Origin of the sequence: Bacillus sp. FSL K6-1000, assembly GCF_038630785.1 — a bacterium.
Classification (GTDB): domain Bacteria; phylum Bacillota; class Bacilli; order Bacillales; family Bacillaceae; genus Bacillus; species Bacillus safensis.
Window position 1 is genome coordinate 3,544,322 of the sequence record NZ_CP152042.1, and the last position, 19,088, is coordinate 3,563,409.

General features: G+C 42.2%; 21 protein-coding genes and 1 riboswitch. Of the genes, 9 read left to right on the plus strand and 12 right to left on the minus strand.

Annotated elements, in window-relative coordinates; all coding sequences use genetic code 11:
• The first annotated feature begins 61 nt into the window (after nt 1–61).
• Nucleotides 62–277 (plus strand): hypothetical protein, encoded by a 216-nt coding sequence (locus MHI46_RS18455; RefSeq protein ID WP_231746887.1) that lies wholly within the window; start codon nt 62–64, stop codon nt 275–277.
• A gap of 48 nt (nt 278–325) precedes the next feature.
• Here the strand turns inward: MHI46_RS18455 and MHI46_RS18460 are convergent, their stop codons facing one another.
• The 6 genes from MHI46_RS18460 to MHI46_RS18485 form a co-directional block, all read right to left on the minus strand.
• Nucleotides 326–751: a DUF5082 family protein gene (locus MHI46_RS18460; RefSeq protein ID WP_039182541.1), complete on the minus strand. Its 426-nt coding sequence runs from the start codon at nt 749–751 to the stop codon at nt 326–328.
• 287 nt (nt 752–1,038) lie between these two features.
• Complete coding sequence (locus tag MHI46_RS18465; RefSeq protein WP_024423905.1) at nt 1,039–1,302, minus strand: YwqI/YxiC family protein; 264 nt, start codon at nt 1,300–1,302, stop codon at nt 1,039–1,041.
• Nucleotides 1,303–1,337: 35 nt separating this feature from the next.
• Complete coding sequence (locus tag MHI46_RS18470) at nt 1,338–1,763, minus strand: DUF5082 family protein (protein ID WP_041118256.1); 426 nt, start codon at nt 1,761–1,763, stop codon at nt 1,338–1,340.
• Nucleotides 1,764–2,055: 292 nt separating this feature from the next.
• Nucleotides 2,056–3,462, minus strand: coding sequence for a Na+/H+ antiporter NhaC (gene nhaC, locus MHI46_RS18475; RefSeq protein ID WP_058838438.1), 1,407 nt, complete (start codon nt 3,460–3,462; stop codon nt 2,056–2,058).
• A gap of 144 nt (nt 3,463–3,606) precedes the next feature.
• Nucleotides 3,607–5,028: an aspartate ammonia-lyase gene (gene aspA, locus MHI46_RS18480; RefSeq protein ID WP_039182553.1), complete on the minus strand. Its 1,422-nt coding sequence runs from the start codon at nt 5,026–5,028 to the stop codon at nt 3,607–3,609.
• Between the two features lie 28 nt (nt 5,029–5,056).
• A complete protein-coding gene (locus MHI46_RS18485) occupies nt 5,057–6,046 on the minus strand; it encodes an asparaginase (protein ID WP_024427527.1) in 990 nt (329 codons plus the stop codon).
• A 205-nt stretch (nt 6,047–6,251) separates the two neighbouring features.
• Here MHI46_RS18485 and MHI46_RS18490 point away from each other — a divergent pair, with 205 nt between their 5' ends.
• On the plus strand, nt 6,252–6,599 hold the full coding sequence (locus MHI46_RS18490) for a helix-turn-helix transcriptional regulator (protein WP_039182556.1): 348 nt from the start codon (nt 6,252–6,254) through the stop codon (nt 6,597–6,599).
• A gap of 48 nt (nt 6,600–6,647) precedes the next feature.
• On the opposite strand, the gene MHI46_RS18495 is transcribed toward MHI46_RS18490, so the two are convergent.
• The 5 genes from MHI46_RS18495 to MHI46_RS18515 form a co-directional block, all read right to left on the minus strand.
• Entirely contained in the window at nt 6,648–7,112 is a 465-nt protein-coding gene (locus MHI46_RS18495; protein WP_039182560.1) for a helix-turn-helix transcriptional regulator, read from the minus strand.
• 98 nt (nt 7,113–7,210) lie between these two features.
• Nucleotides 7,211–7,738, minus strand: coding sequence for a YfjD family protein (locus MHI46_RS18500; RefSeq protein WP_342503007.1), 528 nt, complete (start codon nt 7,736–7,738; stop codon nt 7,211–7,213).
• 21 nt (nt 7,739–7,759) lie between these two features.
• A complete protein-coding gene (locus MHI46_RS18505; protein WP_058838436.1) occupies nt 7,760–8,518 on the minus strand; it encodes a hypothetical protein in 759 nt (252 codons plus the stop codon).
• A 12-nt stretch (nt 8,519–8,530) separates the two neighbouring features.
• Complete coding sequence (locus MHI46_RS18510; protein WP_024427531.1) at nt 8,531–9,727, minus strand: glycine zipper domain-containing protein; 1,197 nt, start codon at nt 9,725–9,727, stop codon at nt 8,531–8,533.
• A gap of 4 nt (nt 9,728–9,731) precedes the next feature.
• Complete coding sequence (locus MHI46_RS18515; RefSeq protein ID WP_024427532.1) at nt 9,732–10,055, minus strand: WXG100 family type VII secretion target; 324 nt, start codon at nt 10,053–10,055, stop codon at nt 9,732–9,734.
• 226 nt (nt 10,056–10,281) lie between these two features.
• Between MHI46_RS18515 and pepT the strand changes: the two genes are divergently transcribed.
• Complete coding sequence (gene pepT / locus MHI46_RS18520) at nt 10,282–11,514, plus strand: peptidase T (RefSeq protein WP_151284924.1); 1,233 nt, start codon at nt 10,282–10,284, stop codon at nt 11,512–11,514.
• A 289-nt stretch (nt 11,515–11,803) separates the two neighbouring features.
• Nucleotides 11,804–11,983 carry a hypothetical protein gene (locus MHI46_RS18525; protein ID WP_039182574.1) on the plus strand — a complete coding sequence of 60 codons (180 nt, stop codon included), beginning with the start codon at nt 11,804–11,806 and terminating at the stop codon, nt 11,981–11,983.
• Between the two features lie 85 nt (nt 11,984–12,068).
• Here the strand turns inward: MHI46_RS18525 and MHI46_RS18530 are convergent, their stop codons facing one another.
• Nucleotides 12,069–12,746, minus strand: a complete 678-nt coding sequence (locus MHI46_RS18530; protein ID WP_151284925.1) for a DUF3298 and DUF4163 domain-containing protein — start codon at nt 12,744–12,746, stop codon at nt 12,069–12,071.
• Nucleotides 12,747–12,907: 161 nt separating this feature from the next.
• Between MHI46_RS18530 and MHI46_RS18535 the strand changes: the two genes are divergently transcribed.
• The 5 genes from MHI46_RS18535 to MHI46_RS18555 all read left to right on the plus strand — a co-directional run bounded on the left by MHI46_RS18535 (nt 12,908) and on the right by MHI46_RS18555 (nt 19,064).
• On the plus strand, nt 12,908–13,765 hold the full coding sequence (locus tag MHI46_RS18535) for a MurR/RpiR family transcriptional regulator (RefSeq protein WP_342503008.1): 858 nt from the start codon (nt 12,908–12,910) through the stop codon (nt 13,763–13,765).
• Between the two features lie 198 nt (nt 13,766–13,963).
• The gene (gene garR / locus MHI46_RS18540) at nt 13,964–14,857 is read left to right on the plus strand and encodes a 2-hydroxy-3-oxopropionate reductase (RefSeq protein WP_058838435.1); all 894 of its coding nucleotides are present in this window, start codon (nt 13,964–13,966) and stop codon (nt 14,855–14,857) included.
• A gap of 7 nt (nt 14,858–14,864) precedes the next feature.
• Nucleotides 14,865–16,286: a four-carbon acid sugar kinase family protein gene (locus tag MHI46_RS18545; protein ID WP_342503009.1), complete on the plus strand. Its 1,422-nt coding sequence runs from the start codon at nt 14,865–14,867 to the stop codon at nt 16,284–16,286.
• Nucleotides 16,287–16,336: 50 nt separating this feature from the next.
• Nucleotides 16,337–17,656, plus strand: a complete 1,320-nt coding sequence (locus tag MHI46_RS18550) for a gluconate:H+ symporter (RefSeq protein ID WP_212039555.1) — start codon at nt 16,337–16,339, stop codon at nt 17,654–17,656.
• 82 nt (nt 17,657–17,738) lie between these two features.
• A riboswitch (SAM riboswitch) is annotated at nt 17,739–17,851 on the plus strand.
• Nucleotides 17,852–17,939: 88 nt separating this feature from the next.
• Nucleotides 17,940–19,064, plus strand: coding sequence for a 5-methyltetrahydropteroyltriglutamate--homocysteine S-methyltransferase (locus MHI46_RS18555; protein WP_342503010.1), 1,125 nt, complete (start codon nt 17,940–17,942; stop codon nt 19,062–19,064).
• Nucleotides 19,065–19,088: the final 24 nt, after the last annotated feature.

Here is a 19,088-nt window from a genome sequence, read left to right on the forward strand (position 1 = left end):
CAAACCGGGAACCTGGATATGGCTCATTCGTATGAATATGAAACTAGAGGAGGGATGCATTATGGGTACTTTTATGTTTGTTGTCATTATCATATTAGCTTTTTTAGGAGCCATCATTGCCAGCTTGTTCACACCAAAGGATAAACGTGCATCTGCTAAGCGTTCTGCACATCATAATTCAACGACAAGTACATATACTGATTCGTATACCCATCACGCTTCTGACGCCTCCTGCGGGAGTGATTCAGGTGATAGCGGCGGTGGTGGATGTGACTAAACAAAAAAACAGCCGCCCTTTTATGAGACGGCTGTTTCGTTTATGGTTTTAAAGAGCTTTCCAGCCCCGTTCAATCAAATGTTTAACGTCCTTTGCAAAATCCTCGCCCTTTTCCATCACGTCCTGAGCTCTTCCTGCAAAATTACTGGCAACGGCCAGCTCCATTTTTTTCAATTCAAAGTGTAAGATTTTTTGGTCAATCTCTGTTATATATTTTTCATATTCATCGTTGACGATGTCGTGCATCACGCTGTAAGCGTCTTTTCGGTGGCGATGAAAGTCGGTTCCTCTCTCGCCTTTCCATGACGAATCTAGAGCAGGCTTCTTGATTTCTTTGATATCTGACTGGGCAAGATCTTGTTCTGTTCGAATATTGCTTTTGGCTGTCTTTAACCGAGAGATCATTTCGTCAAATTCTGCACGTTTGTTCTCAATTCCCATATGCAGATGGTGCAGCATCTCGGATAAACTCATGTCATCCACCTCTATCTGACCTCATACGAAAGCACGGCGTGAGCACCTTTGGAAACCATCGACTCACTTGATTTTTCCAATCCTGACATTTCTATCGTTCTGCTTTCATTAAGTATAGTATAAGGTGAAAAGCCTCAGGCTTAAATAGGGAAAAGGTGTCCTTTTAGCGACGCGTTTGGAAGAAAAACGGAATAATACAAGGTCTTACACCCTGAATTTTATATGAGTCTTTATAACTACAATTACTTCATGTAAATGATATCCATAAATAAAAGCGATTGTGCTGGTTATTTTGCAGCAATCGCTTCGTCTTGTTCTTTTAATGTTTTCACGTTAGAACGTGTATCCTGAACGTTTTTGATTAGGGCTTCTTTAAAGCTTGAAACCATTTCGCTTACCTCTGCTTCACGTGCCGTCCACTTGGTTACAAATTCAAGGCTGTTTTCACCCGCTTTATCTGCTGCCTTTTTCATCGCTAAAGCTTCGACTGCTTGGGAGACTTCATCTAGTTTATCCATGACTGTTTGGTAGTTTAACTTAATTTGTCCCATTGATATCCTCCAGATTTGTTCAGCATGAAGCTTGTTTACAAGCTGCTCCATGCTTTTGAGATCAAGCGTTTTGCGTCCTCTACTGCGTCTTCTCCTTTTTCAGCAAGGCGTGCGGCGTCTCCAGCTAAGGAACTGGCAAAGGATAACGCAGCTTGTTCTGCTTCTAATGTACTGATTTTGAATTCGATACGGCTCACATAGCGTGGGTATTTATCGTTCACGATCGTTTGCAGCGCATCATGTGCTTCATTTCGGTCTGTTTTGAAATCCTGGCTTCGCTCACCTTTCCAAGAGGTCCCAAGCTTTGGCTGCTTGATTTGCTTTAAATCTGTTTCTGCCGCATCTTGTTCACGTTCAACCTTGCTTTTCGCCTTTTTGAGCCGAGCGATTTTCTCTTCAATTTCTGCTTTTTTATTTGAAATGCCACCGTTAAGGGCAGACAGCATATCCGATAAGCTCATATGGGTTCCTCCTCCTGTCAAAATAAAAACGCTGCTTAGAGTCCCTCTAAACGAGCGTAAGGTGAATAGCACTTTTTCCAATATTGTTATTATAAGGTTCAAAGACTCATGTTTGAATAGGGATTTGTGCCCTTTTTATGGGATAAATATGCTTTCACTCTGCTTCACACTCCCCCTTTCGACCTCTTTTATAGGAGGTCTAAATTCCTGTTCGTTTGCTATATGTCACATATAGTCTCTCGGTCCTAGGACAAACAAAGCCGCCCCGTGCAGGAGCGGCTTTTGCAAAGGCTTATGAGGCCGATTCTTCTCTTTCTTGTTGATCTTTCACGTACCAAATGAATTTGCCCGTATATCCGTAAATGATCGCAAGACCAATGGCGACAAAGCTCAACCACATAAATGGTAAATAAGAGAATGTCGATACGCCAAGAATTCCTGCCATGTAAATACCGTTATCTGACCATGGAACCATACCAGAAGTAAGCGTACCACCGACCTCAGAGTTTCTGGATAAAACTCGTCTGTCTAACTTTAATTTATCGTAGCTCTTTTCCATAATTTTTGGTGTAAGGATTAACGATACATACATCGCACAGCCAAAGATATTGGCGAAGAACGCAACAACGAGTGTAGACAGCGTTACATTCCCTGCATTATGTAATTTTTTCTCAAATGTCGCAACGATGACTTTTAATACGCCTAAATATTCTAATACTCCACCGAAACCAAGTCCGAGAATAATGACCACTAAAGATCCAAGCATATTCACAATACCGCCACGGTTTAACAGCGTATTTAAGAATTCTACATCTGAATTAATAGAGAAACCATTATAAGCTGTACCAAGTGCATCGGCTGGATTCATCCCTTGGAATGCCATTGCCCAAACTGCGCCAAGAAGCGCACCAATCGCAATAACAGGCATTGAAGGTTTTTTCAAGACAAGTAATAGCACAACAATAAGCGCCGGAATGATCATCCAAATATTAATCGTGAATGTATCTTGCAGTGCTTGTTTCAAAAACTCTACTTTTCCTTGATCAATATTTTTTCCGCCATACATAAACCCGGTAATGGTAAACATAATGGCAGTTATGACAAAGGCAGGTATGGATAAGACCATCATCGCTCGAACATGTGCGAGCACGTCCACTTTTGAAAGTGAGGAAGCAAGGACAGTACTATCAGATAATGGAGATAATTTATCACCAAAATAGGCTCCAGATAAAACAGCACCAGCCACGATAGGTAATGGAATTCCCAAACCTTCACCAATCGCAATCATGGCAATACCTGCGGTTCCAACTGTACCCCATGATGTTCCTGTAGCAACAGACATAATGGAACAGATAATCAGTGTAGCTAGTAAGAATATATTAGGATGAATAAATTCCAGTCCATAGTAAATTAACGTTGGTACAACTCCACCAGCAATCCATGTTCCTACAAGTGCACCTACTGCAATTAAAATTAAAACAGCTTCTAAACCATTCGATATCCCTTTTGTAATGGCGTTTTGAAGATCCTTATAAGAATGCCCCAATCGAATACCCAACGCAATAACCATAAACCATGAGATAAACAATGCGAGTTGAATATCTAATTTGAAGTAAAGAGTAAATGATAAAACAATTGCTAAAAACAAGCCAAGTACAGCTACGACTTCTAAAATAGATGGTAGACGTGGTGTTTTCATTGTGTTTCCTCCCTTTGTGCGTGCGTTAAGCGTTTTCAAAATATTGTGAAAAAAGTGTGTCAATTCGAAAGAAAGTGAATTGCCTGTTTTTTCTCTTTTTCACAGGCAATTCCACATATTAATAAAATAAAATTTTTGATAATATTATCGCTCTAGGAGCTCTGCACCCGCAATGCCAGGCTTTGTCATCTCAAATGGATTTAAGATAATATCAAGTTCTTCTTCCGTTAAAACATCGTTCTGCAAGCAAAGATCTCTGATCGATTGACCTGTTAAAATGGCTTCTCTTGCAATTCTAGCAGCTGCTTCATAGCCTAAGTGAGGGTTCACGGCAGTGATTACGCCTGCACTTTTTTCTACATATTCTTTCAAACGTATTTCATTTGCTTCAATGTCCACTAAGCAATGATCTGTGAATGAGCGGAATCCGTTATTCATTATACTAATAGACTGAAGCAAGTTAAAGACCAGAACAGGCTCCATCACATTTAACTCAAGCTGGCCTGCTTCAGAAGCAAGACAGATCGTGTGGTCATTCCCAATGACCTGGAATGCGATTTGGTTAATGAGCTCTGCCATGACTGGATTGACTTTCCCAGGCATAATGGATGATCCAGGCTGACGAGCTGGCAATGCAATTTCAGCAAGACCTGCACGCGGACCAGAAGCCATTAAGCGAAGGTCATTGGCAATCTTAGACATGTTCATCATACATACTTTTAAAGCGGCGGATACTTCTGTGTAAGCATCTGTATTTTGCGTTGCATCCACGAGATGCTCTGCCCCTACAAGAGGAAGACCAGAAATATCAGCGAGCTTTTTCACCACGATCTCAATATAACGAGGATCTGCGTTTAAGCCCGTCCCAACAGCTGTCGCACCCATATTGACTTCATATAAATGCTGCTTCGATTGGTTGATCCGCTTAATATCACGGCTCAGCACGCGGCTGTAAGCTTCAAATTCCTGTCCCAAACGGATTGGAACAGCATCCTGCAAGTGCGTACGGCCCATTTTGATCACATGATCGAATTCTTTTGCTTTCTTTTTGAAGACGTCCTGCATGGCTTGCATCGTTTCAAGCAGAATGTCTAACTGCTTGAGTACAGCAATATGAATCGCCGTTGGGAATGAGTCATTTGTTGATTGCGACATATTCACATGTGTGTTTGGGCTTAAATGGATGTATTCACCCTTTTGATGTCCCATGATTTCTAGCGCTCTGTTTCCAATCACTTCATTGGCATTCATATTCATGGACGTTCCTGCGCCGCCTTGAATTGGATCGACAATAAAGTACTCGTGAAGCTTGCCTTCAATGACTTCGTCAGACGCTTGAACGATGGCATTTCCAATTCCTTCATATAAACGTCCGACTTCCATATTGGCTTGAGCTGCTGCTTTTTTCACGATGGCAAAGGCTCTGATTAGTTCCTCGTGCATCCGATATCCTGTAATCGGGAAATTCTCTTTCGCACGAAGGGTTTGAACCCCATAATACACGTCTGCTGGAATTTCTTTTTCACCAAGAAAATCCTTCTCATAGCGATAAGTTGCTTGAACCATCTCTTATGACCTGCTTTCTATAGAATAGTTAAATCACTAAATCTTCTGCGATTGGCGTTTCCATAATCTTTTTGACTTCTCTTGGATCTGTTGTTTTGCCTAGTGCCCACATCAGTTTCGGCACGATAGCTTCTGTATTCATATTTCTTGAACGTGCCACCAATTCTTGATTGATCTTGCGTCCTACCTCATACACACTCATGTCTTCGCCTTCTTCAAGACACTGAGTGGTGATGACAACAGAAATGCCTTCTTCCAGCAATTCGTTGATCTTTTCTAAAAGGTTTCTTCCTTCGAAAGGAATTCCGCCGCTGCCGTAGCTTTCAATGACAACGCCTTTGTACATGCTTTTTACTGCATCTAAAAACTCAGGCTTAAGGCCTGGGTGCAATTTTAACAGACACACATCTGTGTTCAAGGATGCATCTAATTTAAGCGGTTTCATTGGTGTTCTTTTTACTTTGCTATTGTATTCAATTTGATGGTTTTCAATTGATGCAATATATGGGTAGTTAATGCTTTCAAATGCATCATAGCTTTTCGTTCTTAGTTTGATCGCACGTGTTCCTTGGATGACTCTGCCATCAAACACGACATACACGCCGCCAACACCGTCACATGCAAAACGAATCGCATCTGTGATGTTTTTCTTCGCATCTGTTTTCTTAAAAGTAATCGGAATTTGTGAACCTGTAATTACGATCGGCTTATCAGGATTTTGCAGCATATAAGACAGCGCTGCTGATGTATAGGCCATTGTATCGGTTCCGTGAGTCACGACAAACCCGTCATACTGATCATAATTCTCATAAATGGCTGTTGCGATATCAACCCAGTATTCAGGCTGCATATTTGTACTATCTATACTCATTAGGGACTTTGTGTCCATTGTATATTCTGCATTAATTTCGTTTAAATAGCTCAAAAGATCCTCAGCTTTAACACCTGGAGCTAATCCATTTTCACTCTCTACAGATGCTATCGTCCCACCAGTCGTTAAAAGCAATAATTTCTTCAACAGGTCCACCTCTTTCGTAAAATTACTTCGTTTGTCACACATATTATAAGCTAGCTTGTGCTATTCTATAATATACGCTTTACGCGTACCTTCATTGCCATTATAGTCACATAACGCGAATTAATCAAGAAATTGTTACGCATAACGCGTACATTCTATGCCAAAATATGATATACTGTTGTTGTAAATAAAGGAGCGTTCATGTATGATACTCGATCGTTTAACCACTCTTAGAAAAAAGAAAAAATGGTCTCTCCAGCATACGGCAGATCGCCTAGGTATCGCCAAAAGCACCTATGCCGGTTACGAATCTGGGTACCGACGACCTTCGCTTGAAGCAGTGAAGCTGCTGGCTGATTTGTATGATACGTCCATTGATTTTTTACTTGGTAGAACGGACGAGCCAGAGATACAACGCAAAATCTCTGATATCAAAATTGAACTGACGGAAGCAAAAGAAGGAACCATTCATGTAGACGGCGTTCCCCTAAATGATGAAGAAATCAAACAGCTTGTTGCCTTTATTCGGGCGAAAAACACTCTAAAAGTATAAACACAGAAAAGAGAGGCACCTATCAAACAGGTGCCTCTCTTTCCAATCTCAATATGGAGAAGACAGCTGGCTTAATTCCTCTAGCCGCCGCTTCGCTTCTTCTTTATTAAAAGAACTATAATAGCGATAATTCTCCTCATCTAAGATGCGGTAGTGCTGACTAAGTACATTTTGCTGAAGGCGAAACGTGCCTTTTTTGACAGCCGTCCTCCACCAAACCTTTCCGCCAATCGTACGCTCAACTGATAGATGTAATTCATCATGTGCCACAACTTCCAAAATCTCAAGCGGGTCATCCCCTAGTGTCCCTTTCAGAATGTCACTATCTCTGAATAATGCACATACGGCCGCGGATTGCGTCCAATTGAGACGCAGCCTGTTTTTTTCAACCTGCTGTAAATGCCGTTTCGATAGACCAAGTACCTCCGCCATGCGATCCTGCGTATAATCCTTTTCTTTTCGAATCCGTGCCATTTGTTCTGTGACGAGGTCGATTACCATCTCTTTATCCATATCTCATCACCTCTTTCGAGTGTTCAGTCTTTACTGACATCATACACGATTTTTTCGAAAAAGTGGCGCCTCATCCTATACAATTCTGACAAAACAGCTTAGTCGGTCTTCTCTTCTCCCTGGCCATGCTGCTGTCTCCAATTTTCTTGGGCTGGCTGATGTAAATATGGATAGATCTCCTGTTTGACGGTCTGCTCAAATACTTCTTCATCTAAAATGCTGTACGCCGGAATTCTGATCAATTTTCCATCTACTTTCCGAATGAGCACATCCATAAAAAGAAATCCTCTTATGCTGTACCGATGCCTGCGCATGTCGATTGATTGAATATCTTGAAAAGGAATCGTTCGCTCCCTGTACAGCACAGCGCCATTCTCTCCACGCTGAATCCGAAAAATCACATTTCCCCTCTTCGTAAAAGCAGGCAAAATCATCAAAAAGGAGATCCAGCCATAGACAATACCTAATAGTCCGCCTAAAAATAAAAACAATGTATAGTTCGATTCAAATGTAAGAGCTTCTGAAAATAACCAAATACCGATGATACCGAAGCCGCCCGTTGCTAAGAATGCCCATACTCTTAAAAAAGGTCTGCTCCTTACTTCTATTACTTCACTTGGATTCAAGCGTCATTCTCCTTTTCTCCATTAGAATATAGAACGGAACCCGTCTCGATGAGCCGTCTCAATGCGAAATTGATTTTCTTTTACTCCTGATACAAGCCACGATTGGTTCTCACCTGGAATGACAAATATCATCGACTCCACATCAGGCGTATTATTTTTGTCATAGACGACCTTCATGAGGGAATCCATCTTTCCTTTTCTCGTCTGTACATCAGAAACAAATGCCTTCACGAGCTCTTGATTCTCTGCTTGATTCAGAAAGGATGGCCACTCATTTTTTGCTTCGCTTGCTTGCTCTAACAGCATTTCAAATTCCTCCGCCTGGAGACTGATGACAGGTTCAGGGTGATCATTCATCTGTATGTTGAAAAAGGCTGTCACTTGCTCTTCTGCCTGCTGATCGCCGCTCAGTTTACGAATCTGATGCACTTGTTGATCATAAAGCGTATGATGCGCATATACACCCGCCTGAGTTGTGTGAAAGGAGGTGCTGATTTCTTCATCTAAATCTCCAAATCTAGACGCCTTGACGGTGTAAGAGGCATCATTCATCGCCTGGATGAAATGACGGTATTCCGCTTTATAACGGTATTGTCTGTTTCGAAATTCCAGTACACCTTTTGCGAGCAAAGAACGGCACGCAATTTCAAATAAAAACCCAAGGCGCTCATCCTCAACATCAGGATAATACGCTTCCTTTAAGGACATGCCTTGTTCAAAATAGCCTTCACTGTAAAAACTAAAGATGAGTTCCTCAATACTTAGACTTAGCTGATCCAACTTGATCTCTCCTTATCCAAAAGAAAATGCACCCTTAAAGAAATCGCCTGCACCCTTTATGAGCGAATCTGCGGTTTCTTTTGTTTTCTCTATCCCTTTATGTATCACCTGATTTGCCTGATCAATGGTATCATTGACAGCTTTCACACCTTGACCCGCCAGTTCGAATGCTTTTTTCCCTTTATCCACGACCGCATGAATCGGGTCCTTTAATTTCACTGCCATCTGTTCAGCAAAACCGGATGTCAGCTTGGCGACTTTTTCTCCAATAAATCCACCTACCGCTGAACCAATGGCTCCGCCAACAACGGTACCAATCGGGCCTGCAAAGCTTCCTAGAGCGCCGCCGACAACGGCACCTGCGACAGAACCGCCAGCGATAAAGACCGTATTGTTCACTGCATTTCCAACAGCCTTTGCATTTTCACGCTTAAGAACTTCTGGCTGATCACCGAATTCTGCATAGTTCTCGGCAATTTTCAATCCACAGCCCACTGTTTCTGTTGCACCAGTGACAACTGTTGCAATGATGGCATTCCCTTTCGCAAACCTTGCACCATTTTTCAGAACAGACTTGATCGCAGCTGTGTCCTTCCAATTAATACTTCCTTTTGTAAAATCACGGACACTGTTTGTGAACGCAACTGTATCGTCAGGATAAAATTTTGTGAATTTCTTATGGACCAAGTCAGCCATCGGCCAGTTCGATCGTTTTAATAATTCTTTTTTACTCAGCCAAATCCTTGCTAACCTGTCAAATCTCGTTCCTTCTACCCGGCTGGTCAGATCAAGCAGCAGCTTCGAATGCTGCGCTGCATATCGGCCATTTTCTTTAATGAAGGTCGTCATTCCAAGCCCGTAATATTTCGCCTGCATCATCACGATACCTGCTAAGCTCGTGAGTGTACCATATTGATCATAGATGCTGTACAATTTCCGCAATATATCATCTGCTTCGACCATTTTATCTGTTGCATGACGAATGGCAATATCATCGCTACTCAATTTGCTGATTAACGCTTGTCCTGCTCCCCATGCATCCCCGACACCAGAAAAACAGCTTCTATACCGAGGATCGCAGCCTAAAATCAGCCCGTCCAGTTCACTATGTAAATCGCGGTGCTTCGTTTCAATGGCTGACAGCTCGCCTACAAAATCATTCGCCAACCCTGTCAGCTGATCTGGATCAACCACAATGTCACGTGCCATCACATCATCTCCCTTCTCTGTTTCTTTCTCTCCGTTCTTCTCGTCTCTTTCGCTCAAGCTCTTCCATTCTGGCAATTTCAGCTTTACGCTCCTCAATTTTGACCGCTGCATCACGCAGTTCCTGACTTGTTTCAAGCAAATCCTTTTCAAATTGATCATAGCGTGCCGTTGTTTCTTCAAAGCTTTGATCAAATTTATCTCTTGCTTCTCCCTGCCAGCCTGATCCTACTGCCTTCAGCCGATTTTCCAGCAGCTGCTTTGACTGCCGAATCTCATCAGCCGCTTCCTGAAACTTTTGAGCGAGTGCCAGCGTTTGACTAGAATCCAACTTTCGCACCCCTTTCTCCCAATTTAACGTACAAATGGATGATTTTATATGTCCTCATTATAAATAAAAAGACACCCAAAAAAATCACCCTAAAGAACCATTCAGCACATCACCTAATGAAAGTAGGCCTTTTTACTCTCTAATTGCCAGAGAAAGCCTTTCTTGTTATGAAGCGCATTCAAGACGTGATAAAATGGACGTATTCTACAAAAGGAGTGACGTATAGATGAAAGAGGAAATGATTCAGCGTTTCACAAGTTATGTGAAGGTAGATACGCAGTCAGATGCAGAAAAGGAAATTTGCCCATCTACTGAAGGACAATTGAATCTGGCGAGACAGCTTGTTGAAGAAATGAAGTCCATTGGGATTCAAGAAGTGACAATGGATGAAAACGGCTATGTCATGGGAACGATCCCGTCTAACACAGACAAAGACGTGCCGACCATTGGCTTTTTGGCTCATATCGACACAGCCACTGATTTCACCGGCAAAAATGTAAAACCGCAGCTTCATGAGAACTATCAAGGCGGCGACATTACCTTAAATGAAGATCTACATATCGTTTTATCTCCACAACAGTTTCCAAATTTACAAAAGTACCAAGGACATACGCTGATCACAACAGATGGCACTACCCTGCTTGGTGCTGATAACAAAGCTGGTATCGCAGAAATTATGACAGCTATGCATTACCTAATTGAACACCCAGACATTAAGCATGGAAAAATCCGCGTCGCTTTTACGCCAGATGAAGAGATTGGCAGAGGGCCGCACAAGTTTGATGTTGATGCCTTTGGCGCTTCCTATGCTTACACAATTGACGGCGGACCGCTTGGCGAGCTGCAATATGAAAGCTTTAACGCAGCAGGTGCGAAAGTATCCATTAAAGGAAACAACGTCCACCCAGGAACAGCTAAGGACAAAATGGTCAGCGCTGCGAAAATCGGGATGCTCTTTCACAACAAACTTCCTTCTGACGAATCTCCGGAGTATACAGAAGGCTACGAAGGCTTTTTCCACCTGACGAAATTTGTAGGAGAAGTAGAAGAGGCGGAGCTGCAATATATTATCCGTGATTTTGATAAAGAGAAATTCAACAATCGCAAGGCATTGTTTGAAAAAATAGCAAATGACTTAAAAGCCACCTACGGAGAAAACAGCATCACCCTCAGCATTCAGGATCAATATTATAATATGAGAGAAAAAATTGAGCCGGTGAAACATATTGTGGACATAGCTCATGAAGCTATGGAAAATCGCTCAGTCACACCGGTCATTGAACCAATCCGCGGCGGCACAGATGGCTCCCAGCTTTCATATAAAGGTCTACCAACGCCAAACATCTTTACTGGCGGAGAAAACTTCCACGGTAAATATGAATTTATTTCCGTTGAAAACATGGTGAAAGCAACCGAAGTTATCGTTGAAATTGCCCGTTTATTTGAAGAAAAAGCATAGACATGTTTACAACCGTTCCTGTTCGGGAACGGTTTTTTAATAAAAGTTTACAATTTTCTGAAACTTTTATGACACTTATTCGTACTAATAGAGACAACCCCAGAAAAAATTCTTCTTGACGAGTGAAATAACTGGAAATATAATAGTTAAAAACAACCAGTATTTTAGACCTAAAATAGCAGATCAAATGAACCTTAAGGACTAAACCGATTCTGCTGCTTATTTTCAGTTATAAACATCACTCACCCTGTCTACACTTAAAGAATAGGATGAATTGGAGGAATGTCATATGATGATTTTATTGATTATCGCTTCACTTTGCTGCTACTTACTATTCTCTTTCAAAAAAGATAACCGCACCCAAAAAAGAAAAAGCGCAGAGCTTTCGGAGTTTGAAATCTTTCGTATGCGCCGCCACTACAACGGAAAACGCCGTCACCCACTAAACGAAGCACCTAAACAAGTATAAATCCAAATAAAAGAGCCTCTTGAGGGGCTCTTTTTTGTTTGCATAAACAGCAAAAAACGACCAGATTCAGTGGTCGTTTTTCTTTTTATTTATATACCTTCGCAGGAACTTGAATCATAGGAATTCCAACATAATAAGGTGAAATTTCATATGGCTGGAAGACAACAGCAATTCCCTTTTTCGTGAAGTAATACTGTGTGTTGTAGTTGATTTCAATGTCACTTTTTTTCAGGTTCGCATAGAATTTGCTTTTATGTTTCTTTGTGTAGTTATAAATATAATCTCTTACTTTCGTACGCTTTTTCTTTGTTTTCACAACGTCAGTCAAGAACAGCTGCTTTGTTTTTTTCTTTGTTAACACATAGTTCATGCTGGAAACCATTGTGTCCCCGTGCATGCTGCCATCATTCATGTAGTCATAGTTTAAGATACTTAGTTTCTTCCCATTGTTAAATTTCGTTTGAAACGATCTCTCGTACGTGATCTTCCCAAAGCCTTCCTTTTTCGCTTCATCCTTTAAGAACAAGTAAGTAGAATAAGAGAAAGCAATATCTTCTTTTAAATCACGATTGATGGTTTTCATATGCGCCTTGCTTAGGTTTTTCACCTGTGCATATTTGAACGTTTTTTTCTTTTTATAATAGTGTGTGCTTACTTTTGCTTTTTTTGCTTGTTTGGCATCCGCAGATCCAACTGGCGCAAACAAGGAAACAATCAGTGAGAAAATAAGCAGGCCGATCGTTAGGCCTTTTTTCATTGTCATAGTAAAAACCCCCATTTTTGTCTATTACCAAATGAGTATACCATGACAAAAGAACCAAAAGAAGTATTTTTTCCATATTATTCTTCATTTTTCCACATCTGGTTTGTTTACCGTTTTCATAAGTTCCTGTATGCTTAATATAGAATGCTAGATGAAGTGTGGTGTTTATCATAGAAGAGAATATTTTTAGTCATATTCGGACGACATTCCATAGTTTGTCCCCAACCCAGAAAAAGATTGCCAATTACATCTTACAAAACCCTCAGAAAGTTGTGCTTCATTCCATTAGTGCTCTCGCTGCTGAATGCAGCACAAGTGAAACGACGATCTTTCGTTTTCTAAGAAAAATTGGCTATGAATCGTATCAAGTGTTTCGTGTCCATGTCGCACAGGATATCGCGACCAATACGCCTCAATCCATATACGGCGAGATCGAGGCATCCGATAGTGTAGCTGACATTAAGCATAAGGTCATAGAGTTAACAACAAACTCTATCCAAGATATGAAACATATTTTAGAGGATCATGCCGTCACACAATTCATTGAACACATGAAACAGGCACATAAAACCGTCTTTTTTGGAGCAGGTGCGTCCAGCTTTATTGCTGGTGATGCTTATCATAAGTTCCTGCAGCTTGGTTTTGAAGTGAGCCTCTGCAGTGATCCGCATATGATGAATATGATTGCAACACACGCCACGGAACACGATTTTATCGTCGCAATCTCCCATTCAGGAGAAAGCAGAGAAATTCTTGACGCCGTACAGTTTGCAAAAGAAAAAGGGGAAAAAATTGCCTCTATTACCAGCTATCCGAAATCCGAGCTCGCAAAGCGATCTGATTTTCATCTGCTTAGCTCTTCCAGAGAGACAACCTATCGATCGGACTCCATGATCTCCCGTATCAACCAGCTTGTGATCATTGATGTACTATACGTCGCCGCTGTTTTAGAGCTAGGATCAAATGCCATTGAAAACGTGAAACGATCTCGATTAGCCGTAGCTAAAAATAAAACATGAACACAAAAGACCGGAGCTGATTCCGGTCTTTTTTTGTGACTTTTTTCATATTTTCCGTTGACACGTTCCTATCACGTCATGTACATTAAATGAACAATAGTTTATTTCCTACTATTAAATTTAAAAGATAGTATATATACTAACAAAAAGAAAAGAAAGCGCTTTTTGTAAGGGTTTTCTATATAGGAGGCGGACAACGTGACAAAGAAGATTGGATTTATTGGACTAGGTATTATGGGAAAACCGATGGCACTCAATCTATTAAAAGCCGGTCATACTTTAACGGTTTTTGACCTAAATGAGGAAGCGATTCGATCGTTACAGAAAGCCGGAGCAAAGGGTGCTGTTTCAGCAGCTGAGGCAGCTTCTGAAAGCGATATCATCATCACAATGCTTCCTAAAGGAGAGCATGTAGAGGCAGTCGTTTCAGGTGATCATGGCATTTTAACGACAGCCGCACCTGGCACTGTCATCGTAGATATGAGCTCAATTTCTCCTGTAACCTCCAGGGCTTTAGCTGCTCTTGCCAAACAGCAGCAGGTGGAATTTATCGATGCACCTGTCAGCGGCGGAGAACCGAAGGCAATAGACGGAACACTTGCCATCATGGCTGGCGGCGAAGAATCCATCTTTGAGCAAGTGAAGGATGTCCTGCTTGCGATGGGCACTGAGGTCGTATTAGTTGGGGCAAATGGTAGCGGCACAACAGCGAAGCTAGCCAATCAAATCATCGTCAATTTAAATATTGCGGCCATGTCCGAGGCGCTCGTTCTAGCCGCTAAATCAGGCATTGCCATTGATAAGATGTATGAAGCCATCCGCGGCGGACTGGCAGGAAGTGCCGTTCTCGATGCAAAAGTTCCTCTCATCTTAGAACGAAATTTTGAACCTGGCGGACGCATCGACATCAACTTGAAGGATTTAACCAATGTCATGGAAACTGCTCATGATATCGGTGTTCCTCTTCCCCTTTCTAGCCAGCTGCTTGAAATCTTCCACGCCCTCAAAGCAGACGGAAAATCTGGGCTTGATCATGGCGGCATCGTTCAATATTACGAAAAAATGGCTCATGTCGAAGTAAAGAAAGGATGAGATGGTCATGAAGCAAAGTACTGACATATTGAATGCCATTCCAAAAGCAGATTCAAAGGCCATTCAATCAGCATACGAACAAGCACTGAGCAGCTTTCAGCATAAAGTCATTGTATTAGACGATGATCCAACAGGGATTCAAACCGTACATGGCGTCTCTGTTTTCACCGATTGGTCAGAAGAAAGCATTGAGGCTGGTTTTCTTGAAGACAGCCGCATGTTCTTTATACTGACCAATTCTCGCAGTATGACAGAGAAAGAAACTGCCGCTGCGCACGAAACCATTGCTGCAACCATTGTAAAGGTGGCTGAACGGCTTAATCAGGAATTCATCATTGTCAGCCGAGGAGATTCTACTCTTCGCGGACACTTTCCGCTTGAAACTGAAGTACTCAAAACGACCATTGAACAGCAAAGCTCCCGCCAGTTCGATGGAGAAATCCTTCTTCCTTTTTTCCAAGAAGGCGGACGCTTTACGATCGACAATACTCATTACGTACAGGAAGGACACGAATTAATTCCTGCTGGTGATACAGAATTTGCAAGAGACCGTACATTCGGCTTTCAATCCTCTCATCTAGGAGAATGGATTGAAGAAAAGTCAGAGGGATTGTTCACAAAAGAGAACACAACCTACATTTCGTTAGCTGATCTGCGGGCTTTACGCATCGATCAAATCAAACAACAGATCATGGGTGTGAAGGATTTCAAAAAGGTGGTTGTAAACGCAGTGGACTATGACGATGTCAAAGTCTTTGTCACCGCTCTCATTGAAGCCATTCAAGCAGGACAGCAGCTGATGTTCAGAAGTGCGGCCGCGCTCACAAAAGTACTTGGCGGTATAGGGGATCAGGCCTTATTAACAAGAGGTGACTTGATACAAGAAGAAAGCCCTCATGGTGGTCTCATTATGATCGGTTCTCATGTGAAAAAAACAACAGAACAATTAAAAGCGCTTGAGCAAAATAAAGAGATGGCTTTTATTGAATTTAATACCCACCTCGTGTTAGAGCCTGATGCCTTTCGCAAAGAAATTGACCGTGTCATTCAGCAAACTGAAGCACTGTTGGTAGCAGGTCAATCTGTGGCTATTTATACAAGAAGAGAACGGCTTGATCTTGGGGATGATCGCCAAGAGGAAGAATTAAAGCTCTCTGTACAGATTAGTGATGCTGTGACAAGTATTGTCCAGCGCCTCACCATTCGTCCTAAGTATCTCATTGCCAAAGGCGGAATCACCTCCAGCGATATTGGGACAAGAGGACTTAGCGTGAGACGTGCGACCGTGGCAGGTCAAATCAAACCAGGGATCCCTGTTTGGCAAACAGGAGAAGAAAGTAAATTCCCTTTCATGTCTTATGTGATTTTCCCGGGAAATGTTGGGTCAAAGGATACGTTAAAAGAAGCTGTAGACATACTTGAAGGATAAGGCATAGGGGGTGTTTGCGCCCCCTTATGCACCACAAAGGAGGAAAGATCATGTCGTTAGTGTTTATTGGACTTGGCGTTTTGTTATTGCTTTTACTCATGGTTGTCTTTAAGTTAAACGCTTTCATTTCTTTGATTATTGTCTCTTTAATTGTTGCTGTGTTAGAAGGGATGACACCACTAGAAGCGATTGCTTCCGTCGAAAAAGGACTTGGCAGTACGCTCGGACACCTGGCACTCGTTCTCGGTTTTGGAGCGATGCTTGGGAAATTGATGGCTGATTCTGGCGGTGCTCAGCGTATCGCGATGACACTCATTGACCGATTTGGCATCGGAAAAATCCAATGGGCGACAATGCTGACTGGATTTGTGATTGGAATTGCTCTATTTTATGAAACCGGATTCATTATTTTAATTCCATTAGTCTTTACGATCGCTCAGGCTGCAAGACTTCCTGTGCTGTATGTGGGCATGCCGCTTGTCGCTGCTCTCATCACCACACATGGCTTCCTCCCTCCTCACCCAGGGCCGACTGCCATTGCGAATGTCTTTCAAGCAAACATGGGACAAACCTTATTGGTTGGGATTATTTTAGCGATTCCTGCTGTTTTAGTAGGTGGACTTCTGTTTACAAAACTATTTAAAAAAGACCAGTTGCACGCACATATCCCAAAGAACTTATTTAATCCAAAGGAATTCACAGAAGAAGAAATGCCTAGCTTCGGCATTAGCATTTTCACCGCTGTTTTGCCTGTATTGCTTATGACTTTCAGAGCATTTCTAGAAATTTTCTTCCCTTCCTCCCCATTGCTGCCTACCGCTGAGTTTTTAGGCGAACCGGCGATTGCACTATTAATCTCAGTGCTGCTTGCCATCTACACGTTTGGGCTTGGAAGAGGAAAGAGCATGCATGACGTAATGAAGTCCATCACGGATTCTATCGGCTCTATTGCCATGATTTTATTAATTATTGCGGGCGGAGGCGCCTTTAAACAGGTGCTCATTGATAGCGGCGTCGATCAATACATTGCAGGGATCATGCAAGGAAGCACACTTTCTCCCCTGCTTCTGACTTGGCTCATTGCTGCTGTCCTTCGTGTCTCTTTAGGATCAGCGACTGTCGCCGGTCTCACGGCGGCTGGCATTTCTGCACCACTGATTGGCCTGACGGGTGTCAGCCCTGAGTTAATGGTGATCGCAACAGGTGCCGGCAGTATCACGTTCTCTCATGTGAATGATGCAGGTTTCTGGATTTATAAAGAATACTTTAACCTATCAATGGCTCAAACCTTTAAAACGTGGACTTTGATGGTCACCGTGCTTTCACTTGTCGGACTTGCTGGTGTTCTTGTTGCTGATTTGTTCATGTAGGAAATTAAATTGTAAAAACCATTGACTTTTCCCTAAAAACGTTGAATAATTGTGTTTATTAAGAAAATTGAATCAAAAGGTAACCTTATTAAGAGTGGTGGAGGGACTGGCCCTGTGAAACCCGGCAACCGCTGTTCCTAGGAACAGAATGGTGCTAATTCCTTAAGCAAGCAGATGCTTGTTTGAAGATAAGGCAGAGTTCTCACAGTATATGATGCTCTTCCTTATCCAAGGAAGAGCTTTTTTATTTGATTTTTTAACCTGAAGAAAGAAGGGATTCAGCATGACACAAGTAAAAACCATTGGAAAGAAAACAACGAAACCGCCATACCGCGCAGATCAAGTAGGAAGCTTACTACGTTCAGAACGCATCAAGGAAGCACGCAAGCTAAAAGCAGACGGTACGCTGACAGCAGAACAACTCCGACAAATTGAAAACGAAGAAATCACACGTATTGTAGAGAAGCAAAAAGAAATTGGGTTAGAGGTTGTCACAGATGGTGAGTTCAGACGTGCATGGTGGCATTTTGACTTTCTGGAAGGACTCGACGGGGTTGAAGGATTTGAAGCAGATCAGGGCATTCAATTCCATAACACGACAACAAAAGCAAGAGGGATCAAGGTAACAGGCAAGATCGATTTTACAGACCATCCAATGCTGGAGGATTATCGTTTCCTTCACAGCATCGCTGGTGATCATACAGCTAAAATGACGATTCCAAGTCCGAATATGCTCTTTTTCCGTGGAAAGCTTGAAGAAGGAGTGTATGACAGCTTAGAGGAATTCCACCATGATGTGGCACAGGCGTATAAGAAAGCCATCCGTGGTTTTTATGATGCAGGCTGCCGCTACTTGCAGCTAGATGATACGGCATGGGCCGTGTTCTTTTCTGAAAAAGGTCACGAGCAAATCAAAGCCTTTGGCCGTGAAGAAGATGAACTTCGTGAGTCGTTTGCGAAGACAATCAATGAAGCTGTTGCTGATCGCCCAGAGGATTTGGTGATTACTATGCACATTTGCCGCGGTAACTTTAGATCAACTTGGGCAGCTGAAGGTGGTTACGAAGCAGCGGCAGAAACAATTTTCGCCGGCTTAGATCTTGATGGTCTCTTTTTAGAATTCGACGACGATCGTTCTGGCGGATTTGAGCCCCTTCGATATGTGAAGAACCCAAACCTTCAAATCGTACTAGGCCTTGTCACTTCAAAATACGGTGAGCTTGAGCCAGTTGAACAGATTAAAAAACGCATTGAGGAAGCGGCTCAATATGTGGACATTAACCAAATTTGTTTGAGTCCACAATGTGGATTCGCCTCAACAGAGGAAGGCAACCTGTTAACAGAAGAGCAGCAATGGGAAAAGCTGCGTCATGTGATTGAGATTGCTGATCAAGTGTGGACTTCGTAGTCCCTCAAAGGACAAAAAAGACAA

What these genes read in the sequence shown, in the direction of transcription:
- MHI46_RS18530 (WP_151284925.1), bottom strand. Translation starts at nt 12,746, where the DNA reads ATGACAATGAAAAAAGGCCTAACGATCGGCCTGCTTATTTTCTCACTG.
- MHI46_RS18490 (WP_039182556.1), top strand. Translation starts at nt 6,252, where the DNA reads ATGATACTCGATCGTTTAACCACTCTTAGAAAAAAGAAAAAATGGTCT.
- MHI46_RS18465 (WP_024423905.1), bottom strand. Translation starts at nt 1,302, where the DNA reads ATGGGACAAATTAAGTTAAACTACCAAACAGTCATGGATAAACTAGAT.
- nhaC (WP_058838438.1), bottom strand. Translation starts at nt 3,462, where the DNA reads ATGAAAACACCACGTCTACCATCTATTTTAGAAGTCGTAGCTGTACTT.
- MHI46_RS18510 (WP_024427531.1), bottom strand. Translation starts at nt 9,727, where the DNA reads ATGGCACGTGACATTGTGGTTGATCCAGATCAGCTGACAGGGTTGGCG.
- MHI46_RS18460 (WP_039182541.1), bottom strand. Translation starts at nt 751, where the DNA reads ATGAGTTTATCCGAGATGCTGCACCATCTGCATATGGGAATTGAGAAC.
- MHI46_RS18555 (WP_342503010.1), top strand. Translation starts at nt 17,940, where the DNA reads ATGACACAAGTAAAAACCATTGGAAAGAAAACAACGAAACCGCCATAC.
- MHI46_RS18525 (WP_039182574.1), top strand. Translation starts at nt 11,804, where the DNA reads ATGATGATTTTATTGATTATCGCTTCACTTTGCTGCTACTTACTATTC.
- MHI46_RS18455 (WP_231746887.1), top strand. Translation starts at nt 62, where the DNA reads ATGGGTACTTTTATGTTTGTTGTCATTATCATATTAGCTTTTTTAGGA.
- MHI46_RS18545 (WP_342503009.1), top strand. Translation starts at nt 14,865, where the DNA reads ATGAAGCAAAGTACTGACATATTGAATGCCATTCCAAAAGCAGATTCA.
- MHI46_RS18495 (WP_039182560.1), bottom strand. Translation starts at nt 7,112, where the DNA reads ATGGATAAAGAGATGGTAATCGACCTCGTCACAGAACAAATGGCACGG.
- MHI46_RS18470 (WP_041118256.1), bottom strand. Translation starts at nt 1,763, where the DNA reads ATGAGCTTATCGGATATGCTGTCTGCCCTTAACGGTGGCATTTCAAAT.
- pepT (WP_151284924.1), top strand. Translation starts at nt 10,282, where the DNA reads ATGAAAGAGGAAATGATTCAGCGTTTCACAAGTTATGTGAAGGTAGAT.
- aspA (WP_039182553.1), bottom strand. Translation starts at nt 5,028, where the DNA reads ATGGTTCAAGCAACTTATCGCTATGAGAAGGATTTTCTTGGTGAAAAA.
- MHI46_RS18550 (WP_212039555.1), top strand. Translation starts at nt 16,337, where the DNA reads ATGTCGTTAGTGTTTATTGGACTTGGCGTTTTGTTATTGCTTTTACTC.